General features: G+C 62.4%; 10 protein-coding genes. 4 read left to right on the top strand and 6 right to left on the bottom strand.

From position 1 onward, the window contains the following. A partial coding sequence (locus tag ADK28_RS01590; protein ID WP_048794702.1) for a methyl-accepting chemotaxis protein occupies nt 1-380 on the top strand: 380 nt, incomplete at its 5' end. 32 nt (nt 381-412) lie between these two features. On the opposite strand, the gene ADK28_RS01595 is transcribed toward ADK28_RS01590, so the two are convergent. Next, nucleotides 413-1,027 (bottom strand): histidine phosphatase family protein, encoded by a 615-nt coding sequence (locus ADK28_RS01595; RefSeq protein ID WP_028128060.1) that lies wholly within the window; start codon nt 1,025-1,027, stop codon nt 413-415. Between the two features lie 131 nt (nt 1,028-1,158). Here ADK28_RS01595 and yiiM point away from each other — a divergent pair, with 131 nt between their 5' ends. Both yiiM and ADK28_RS01605 read left to right on the top strand, forming a co-directional pair. Continuing rightward, entirely contained in the window at nt 1,159-1,830 is a 672-nt protein-coding gene (gene yiiM / locus ADK28_RS01600) for a 6-hydroxyaminopurine reductase (protein WP_048794703.1), read from the top strand. Between the two features lie 102 nt (nt 1,831-1,932). Further along, nucleotides 1,933-2,712: a class I SAM-dependent methyltransferase gene (locus tag ADK28_RS01605; RefSeq protein ID WP_048794704.1), complete on the top strand. Its 780-nt coding sequence runs from the start codon at nt 1,933-1,935 to the stop codon at nt 2,710-2,712. Nucleotides 2,713-2,723: 11 nt separating this feature from the next. Here the strand turns inward: ADK28_RS01605 and ADK28_RS01610 are convergent, their stop codons facing one another. Continuing rightward, nucleotides 2,724-3,086, bottom strand: coding sequence for a YibL family ribosome-associated protein (locus tag ADK28_RS01610; RefSeq protein WP_004933989.1), 363 nt, complete (start codon nt 3,084-3,086; stop codon nt 2,724-2,726). Between the two features lie 73 nt (nt 3,087-3,159). Then, entirely contained in the window at nt 3,160-4,626 is a 1,467-nt protein-coding gene (locus tag ADK28_RS01615; protein WP_033639085.1) for a PLP-dependent aminotransferase family protein, read from the bottom strand. A 141-nt stretch (nt 4,627-4,767) separates the two neighbouring features. Here ADK28_RS01615 and ADK28_RS01620 point away from each other — a divergent pair, with 141 nt between their 5' ends. Next, a complete protein-coding gene (locus ADK28_RS01620) occupies nt 4,768-5,376 on the top strand; it encodes a LysE family translocator (RefSeq protein ID WP_016929574.1) in 609 nt (202 codons plus the stop codon). Here ADK28_RS01620 and ADK28_RS01625 read toward each other — a convergent pair. The 3 genes from ADK28_RS01625 to ADK28_RS01635 form a co-directional block, all read right to left on the bottom strand. After that, a complete protein-coding gene (locus ADK28_RS01625; protein WP_016929575.1) occupies nt 5,373-5,924 on the bottom strand; it encodes an MltR family transcriptional regulator in 552 nt (183 codons plus the stop codon). The genes ADK28_RS01620 and ADK28_RS01625 overlap by 4 nt on opposite strands. Before the next feature lie 94 nt (nt 5,925-6,018). Beyond that, the gene (locus ADK28_RS01630) at nt 6,019-7,164 is read right to left on the bottom strand and encodes a mannitol-1-phosphate 5-dehydrogenase (protein WP_048794705.1); all 1,146 of its coding nucleotides are present in this window, start codon (nt 7,162-7,164) and stop codon (nt 6,019-6,021) included. Between the two features lie 58 nt (nt 7,165-7,222). After that, nucleotides 7,223-8,326 (bottom strand): PTS mannitol transporter subunit IICBA (locus ADK28_RS01635; protein ID WP_048794706.1); only part of this gene is annotated, 1,104 nt, incomplete at its 5' end.

The raw sequence follows: 8,326 nt of genomic DNA on the forward strand, positions 1-8,326 counted from the left end.
GGGTGAAAACCGGCACTGAGTTGGTGGAAAGCACCGGCAATACCATGGAACAGATCGTCCGTTCGGTCACCCACGTGCGCGACATCATGGCCGAGATCGCCGCCGCCTCCGATGAACAGACGCGCGGCATCGCCCAGATTGGCCAGGCGATCGTCGAGATGGACCACACCACCCAGCAGAACGCCGCGCTGGTGGAAGAGTCCGCCGCCGCCGCCGATTCGCTGGAAGAGCAGGCCGATATGCTGCTGCAGAGCGTTTCGGTGTTCCGCTTGGCGGAACAGACCGAGCCCCTCGCCGCCAAAGCCGCCGCGCCGAAAGCGCCAGCCGTCAAACCCGCGGCCGCCAACGCCGCAGCGGAAGATAACTGGACCACCTTCTGACGCCCTCAGGCGAGGAATATCCGTTCCTCGCCCTATCTTTTTGGCAACAGGTGGGTCGCGACTCCCCAATTCAACAAATTAAAACCAGAGGCGGTCACATCAAGCATTGCATAGCCGCAATTGCGATGACCGTATCTGCGAAGGTCCTCCTGCGGGTCGGCCCCTTTAAGCCACCAAATCAGTGCCTGCAGAGCATGGCCGTGCGTAACAACACCAAGCGTTTGATTTTGTCCATCGACAGCCAGATCGGACAGACAAGCCATCAGGCGCCAGGCAACCTCATAAGCATTCTCCCCTCCCGGCGCCGACGCCTCTGCCTTACCGGCAAAGAGGCACTGCGTCGCTTCAGGATAATCGCGCATGGCCTGCGCATAAGATAATCCTTCCAGTCGGCCAAAATCTTGCTCCTGCAAACGCTCATCCATTTGCACAGTGCAGCCACATCGCTCAGCCAACGTCTCCGCTGTCGTAAAAGCCCGACCAGTCGGTGAACTGATCAACGAAGTGACCGATAACATTTGCAAGCGAGCGCCAAGCCCAGCGATTTGACGTCGCCCCTCTTCTGTCAGCGGACTGTCACTTCGCCCCTGAATAATCCCCGAGCGGTTCCATTCTGACTCCGCATGCCTCAATACAATGAAACGCATGGTTTTTTCTCGACGATAAAAGCCTAAATATAGACAGGAAAAACACATCCTTCCGTACAGGTAAACGCCGGGTAGTGTACGAGAACAACTCAGGCTATGCTGAGCCCTCGACGCGAGACACGGAGGCGCACATGCATCACCCAGACGTTTACATCGGCAGCATTCAACCCTATGAGGGCGGGCGCCCCAGCGCCATCGCCAAACGCCAGGTGGATGGTGCCATCCGGCTCACGCCGCTCGGGCTGGAAGGCGACGAACAGGCGGAGAAAAGCTATCACGGCGGGCCGGATCGCGCGCTGTGCCACTACCCGCGCGAGCATTACGCCCACTGGCGCGAGCAGTTTCCGGCGCAGGCGGAGCAGTTTTGCGCCCCGGCCTTCGGCGAGAATATCTCCACCGAAGGGCTGACCGAACACAACGTGTTTATGGGCGATATCTTCCGCTGGGGCGAGGCGTTGATCCAGGTCACCCAGCCGCGCTCGCCGTGCTTCAAGCTCAACTATCACTTCGCCATTGAGGACATTTCGCTGCTGATGCAGCAAAGCGGCCTCTGCGGCTGGCTGTATCGGGTGGTGTCGCCGGGCGCGGTCAGCGGCGATCGTCCGCTGGCGCTGGCGGCGCGCAACAGCGACGTGTCGGTCGCCGAAGCCATCGCCATCGCCTGGCACATGCCGTTCGACGCGGAACAGTATCGCCGTCTGTTGGCGGTGGCCGGCCTCTCCGCCAGCTGGAGCAAGACCATGCTCACGCGGCTTGCCGAAGGGCGCCTCGAAGATTTCAACCGCCGCCTGCTCGGCCGTTGAAAACGGCGGCGGAAAGATGAAAAACGTGCGCCGGGTGCCGCGTTAACCCTATTCTTCCGCCTATACTGTAGCCGCACGTTTTTTCAGCCAGGAGCCAGGTATATGACCACCCCGACCCATTCGATTCATCACGCCGCCGCCGAGGGCTATCAGGCCAATGCCGATCGCTATGTGAAAGGCCGGCCGGATTACCCGCCGGAAATCGCCGTCTGGCTGCGTGACGTCATCGGCCTGCACGCTGGCATGACGGTCATCGATCTCGGCGCCGGCACCGGCAAGTTCACCCCGCGCCTGCTGGAAACCGGCGCGCAGGTGATCGCCGTCGAACCGGTGCCGCAAATGCTGGAAAAACTGTCGGCGGCGCTGCCGCAGGTGAAAACGCTGGCGGGCACCGCCGACGCGATCCCGTTGCCGGACGAGTCGGTCGATGCCGTGGTCTGTGCCCAGTCCTTCCATTGGTTCGCCACGCCGCAGGCGCTGGCGGAAATCCAGCGCATTCTCAAGCCCGGCGGCAAACTCGGTCTGGTGTGGAACATGCGCGATGCGCGCGTCGGCTGGGTGCGCAAACTGAATCAGATCGTCGATAGCCACGAAGGCGATGCGCCGCGTTTCTATACCGGCGAATGGCGCAAGTTCTTCCCGTTCAAAGGCTTTGAACCGCTGCAGGAGCAGGTGTTTATGCTGGGCCACCGGGGTGCGGTGGAGGACATGATCTACAACCGCGTGCGTTCAACCAGCTTTATCGCCGCGCTGCCGCAGCTGCAACAGGAGCAGGTTATCGATCGGTTGCGCCAACTGGTGGCGGAAGAAGAGGAGCTGCGGGGCCAGGACACGGTCACCGTGCCCTATCAGACCAAGGCGTATTACACCACCAAGGTCTGACGCCCAGGGGTTCAGAACGCTTTCTTGGCGTAGCCGGTGACCGCTTTCAGGCCCATCTCGCGGCCCAGCGCGGTCATCGGGTGCACCACGATCAACCCGCGCGCGCTTTTCTTCAGCGCGCCCATATCGGCCTGCTCTTTCTTGGTGATCTCGCGGCTGAACGGCAGCTTGCTCAGCTTCTGCGCTTCGGCGCTCAGCTTCTCGCCGCGCACGTTTTTCAGGCGCTCGATCTCCGTCGCCAGTTTCTCTTTCTCTTTGGTGTGCTGCGCGATCAACTCAGGGTTGCCCTGTTGGATCACGGTGGCGTCTTTGTGGTTCAAGGCGTCCAGCAGGTCGCTCAGGCGCTTGATCTCTGCCTTTTCTTTCTCTTTCATGGTCTCTGGCCCGTTGTGCCCAAAATGGCACGCTAATCAATGATACCGGCATTGTAGCAAAAGGCGCGCGCCGTTACCCGTCCTGCGCAATGCCGGGCGGCAAGCCGCTCATCTCGCAGGCCCTGGCGCCGAGCCGGGCCAACGCCTGGGTGTAGCGCGCGTTGAACGGGTAGCAGCAGGAGAGCCGCAGCGCGTTGCGGTAACGCCCGCTGGGCGAATACAGGGTGCCCGGCGTTAAACAGATCTGCTCCTCCAGCAGCTGATGGAACAGCGCCACACTGTCCACGCCAGGGGGGAATTCGACCCAGAACACGAAGCCGCCCGCCGGCTGCGTGGCCAGCGTGCCGCGCGGGAAATGCCGGGCGATCAGCGCCCGCGCCTCGTCGACCTGCGCCGCATAGCGCTTGCGCAGGTTGCGCAAATGGTGATCGTAACCGCCGCTCTCCAGGAAGGTCGCCAGCGTTTCCGACAGCAGCTGCGACTCTGACATCGACGACACCGCCTTCAGCTTGCGCAACGCCTCGTGGAAGCGGCCGCCGCAGACCCAGCCGACGCGAAAATCCGGCGCCAGCGTTTTGGTAAAGCTGGAGCAAAACAGCACCCAGCCGTCGCGATCGAACGCCTTCACCGCCGGCGACAGCGCGCCGCCGAACTGGATCTCGGCATACAGCCCATCTTCAATCAACGGCACCTGATGATCGTTCATCAGCCGCGCCAGCCGCTTTTTCGCCGCCAGCGGCATGGTGCAGCCCAGCGGGTTTTGCACCGTCGGCATGGCGATCACCGCATTCAGCCGCTTCTCGTTCAACAGCAGCTCCAGCGCGTCCAACGACAGTCCCAACTGCGGATCGGTAGGGATTTCCAGCGCTTTCAGCCCCAGGCTGGCCAGCAGCGGCAGCAGGTAGAAATAGGTCGGCGACTCCAGCCCGACGCAGTCGCCCGGTTTGGTGGTGACGCGCAGCGCCAGCTGCAGCGCTTCCATGCAGCCGTGGGTCAGCACCACGTCGCCCGGCTCCAACAGCATGCCCAGCGTCATCGAGCGGCGGGCGATCTGCTGACGCAGCCGCAGGCTGCCGGGCGGCAACGGATACTGCCCGATCAGATCCGGCTGGCGGCGCAGCTGAGAGGACAGCATGCGCCCCAACTTGCCGCCGGGATAAAAGTCGCTGGTCTGCGGGCAAGCCAACGCAATGTTGGTGAAGGCCGGGTTTTGCTGGGCGGCAAACACGGTGTCGATCAGCGCCAGCACGTCGTCCGCCGGCGGTTCGATGCGCCCGCAGGGCGCCGAGGCCATCTTCAGCGCCGGCAGCGTGCTGCGGACATAAAACCCCGACTGCGGTCGCGCCTCGATCAGCCCGCGATCCTCCAGCGTGCGGTAAGCCGACACCACGGTATTGATGCTGACGCGATGGGTTTGCGCACAGCGCCGCACCGAAGGCAAGCGGTCGCCGGGCTGCAGCGTGCCGCGGCGAATGGCTTCGGCCAACGTGTCCGCCAGCTGCAGGTAACGGGTATCCGGGGTTTCATCGAGCAGGGTCACAGTTTCTCTCCAGGCAATGGGTACAGTTTACATTTTGTACAACTGTAACCATGACAATATCCGATTTGTGGTTCTGTCACCATCCCATTGCAGCGATTATGCTGATCTCTCGTCATCACCGTCATTTTCAAGGAACCTGCCATGCTGGACTCTGCCTTTGTCAGCTACGTCACCGTCATGTCGATCACCCCCGGCCCCAACAACCTGCTGCTGGCCTCGTCGGGCGTCAACTTCGGCCTGCGCCGCACCCTGCCGATGCTGTTTGGCATCTGCGTCGGTTGTGCGGTACAGCTGGCGATCATTATCCCGCTGCTGGCGCTGGCGCTGAGCTGGGCCGGCGTCATCCGCCTGCCGCTGGCGGTGATCGGCTGCGCTTATCTGCTGTGGCTGTCATGGAAACTGTTCCAGGCGGCCTCGCCGGACGCCAAAGAGCAGGCGCAGCCGATGAGCCTGCTCAACGGCGCGCTGTTTCAGGCGGTCAACCCCAAGGCCTGGCTGATGGTGATCAACGTGGCGATCCTGTTCACCCCGCGCGAAGGCGCCACCTTTGTCCATACGCTGTCGGTCATCGCCGGTTTCGCGCTGCTGAACTTGCCTTGCGTGCTGCTGTGGGCGGTGCTGGGCGACCGCTTGCGCAACGCGCTGCGGGTCACCTGGAAACTGCGGGTGTTCAACGGCGCGATGTCCGGGCTGATGGCCGCCACCGCGCTGTGGTTGTTGTTCGACGAGTGGCGCGCGGCCTTTGCCTAGCCGCGGCCGAGAGGAGAGAGTCGGGAAGGTTGTTTGGCGCCGATGCCGGCGATCAGATCGGTAATGGACAGCACCATGGTGGAGCGCACCATCTGCTGATAGCGCTGGCGCTGCATGGCGATCAGCGCTTCATCCGCCTCGCCCGGCTGCAGGAAAGTCGGCACCGGCGGCAGCGCGGCCACACAGTGCAGCTCGCCGAACGGCCCGAGTATTTCGTCGTCGACGAAGCGGTATTCCGACCCGTCGTGGTTCAGCTCTTCGCGCATCGCCATCAGCAGTTCGGCGTCTTCATATTCGTGGCGGGAAATCACCCCCAGGCCGTACATCAGCTTCAGGCGCACCGACAGCTCCCCCAGCGGGCCGCTGCCGGACAATAGCGGTTCGACGGCATATTTCACCGCGTAGTCATCCTTGCGGAATACCTGCACCACCAGCACGTTGAGCGCTTCCGCCAGCAGCTCTACCGCCGCGATCAGGAAGCTGCGCACCGTTTTGCCCGCGTTCAGCTTTTCCAGAACCTGGTTTTCAAATGCCTGTGCTTCTTCCATCGTCGCTTTTCGAAAGGCGTGGGGAGGGCCGTCGATGCCGAACTCGGGTTCCAGGAGCGCAGCAAGCTGCGCTCGGGTGTTCATCATCACGATTCTACTTGTGCATGGCGTTATACACAGCAACGGCCTCTTCTACAACCTCGCTTTCCGCCGGCAGGCCGGAAATTTGCGCCAGCGCGGCTTTCGGCCCGAGCGTATTCAGCAATTCCGCCAACTCCAACGCCTGCGGATCCTGTTCGCTGCGGTAACTCATGGCGGCGGCGATGCCCTGGATCAGGTTGGCATGCGGCAGGCCGTATTCCAGCGTGCCCAGCAGCGGTTTGATCAGGCGATCGCCGGCGCTCAGTTTGCGCAGCGGCTGGCGCCCCACGCGCTCGACGTCATCGTGCAGATACGGGTTTTCGAAGCGGCCGAGAATTTTGTTGATGTAGGCGGCGTGCTTGTCGGCGTCGAAGCCGTAGCGTTTTATCAGCACCGCGCCGCTCTCTTCCATCGCCCCTTTCACCACCCGGCGGATCGCCGGATCGAGAATGGCGTCGCGAATGGTTTGCAGCCCGGCCCGTTGGCCGAGGTAGGCGGTGATCGCGTGGCCGGTGTTGAGGGTGAACAGCTTGCGCTCGACGAAGGCCATCAGGTTGTCGGTCAGCTCCATGCCGGCGATCGCCGGAGGCTGTCCTTTAAACTGCGTCTGATCGACGATCCATTCGCTGAAGGTTTCCACCGTCACTTCCAACGGGTCGTTGCTGTCCGCCGGCGGCACGATACGATCAACCGCCGAATCGACGAAGCCGACGTGCTGCTCAACCCATGCCTGCTCGTCCTGCGGCAGCGCGGCGAACACGTGCTGCTTCAGCTGGCTGGTGCCGCGCACCATGTTCTCGCAGGCGATGATGTTTAGCGGTTGTACATTGCCCTGCTGATGACGCAGCACCAGCCCTTTGGCGATCGTGCCGGCGATTTTGGCGAGAATTTGCGGGCCAACGGCGGTGGTCACCAGATCCGCTTCGGCGATCAGCGCCACCGCGGCTTCGCCGCCGCTGTTGACGGCGCTGACGTTGGTGACGTTCTCCACGCGCTCTTGCTCGCCCACCACGTGCACCGAGTAGCTTTTTCGGCTGTTCAGCAGATCCAGCACCGTTTGATTGACGTCGGCGAAGGTCAGCTCAACGCCCGCGTCCGCCAGCAGCTTGCCGATAAAACCGCGGCCGATGTTCCCTGCGCCAAAATGTAATGCTTTCATAACTCTACCTTCTTAATGTCGAAGGGTGCAGCAAGCTGCACCCTTTAAAATGATTCTGTTATCCGGCTTTTTTGCCGCCGAGCAGGTCCAGCACTTCCTGAACGCTGGTGGTATTCGCCAGCCGCTCGATCACGCTCTCGTCATCCAGCGCGTTGGTCAGGCTGGTGATCACCTGAATATGCTCGTTGTTGCGCGCGGCGATGCCGATCACCAGGCGCGCCACTTCGTCCTCTTCATCGCCGAAGCGCACGCCCTGCGGGTACTGGCAGAACACCACGCCGGTGCGCAGCACCCGGTCTTTAGCCTCGATGGTGCCGTGCGGCACGGCGATCGACTCGCCCAGGTAGGTGGACGTGAGCTTTTCGCGCTCCAGCATCGCCGGCACGTATTCCGGCTCAACGTAGCCGCCCTTCACCAGTTGCTCGCCGGCGAAGCGGATCGCCTGCTCTTTGTCACTGGCCTGCAGATTGAGGAACACGTTGCTTTCGCTCAGCTTGAACAGATTCGGCTCACCGGCTTCGACGCTTTCATCCAGCGCCTTCTGCTGGTTGTCGCTGGTTTGGTTGGCCGCCAGCAAACGCTCGACCAGATCGCTGTACAGCTTGCTGTCGAGGAAGTTGGTCAGCGAGATGTGCTGGGCCTGCGGCGCGTGGCGCATCGCGCGCTCGGTCAGATCGCGGTGCGTGATGACCAGATCCACATCGTCCGGCAGGCTGTTGATGGCGCTGTTGGTCACCGAGATGTTCTTCAGCCCCGCGTCCGCCACTTTCTTGCGCAACACCCCGGCGCCCATGGCGCTGGAACCCATGCCCGCATCGCAGGCGACGATGATTTTGCGCACGGTGCTCAGATCACCGTCGACCGACGCTGGCGCCGCTGCGCCGCCTTTGGACTGCGATTTCATCTCTTGCATGCGGCGGGTCGCGGCTTCCAGATCGTCATCCTCTTTCACTTTGGAGGTTTTCAGCAGGAAAGCAGACACCACGAAGGAGACGGCAAAGGCTGCGCACACCGCCGCAATGTTGGCGAAGTAGGCGCCTTTCGGCGTCATCGCCAACACCGCCAGGATCGAACCCGGGGAAGCCGGAGAAACCAGGCCGCCGTTCAGCATCGTCAGGGTGAATACGCCGGTCATGCCGCCCAGGATCACCGCCAGCAGCAG

It is taken from the genome of Serratia sp. 506_PEND (assembly GCF_001076875.1).
Lineage (GTDB): Bacteria > Pseudomonadota > Gammaproteobacteria > Enterobacterales > Enterobacteriaceae > Serratia > Serratia marcescens.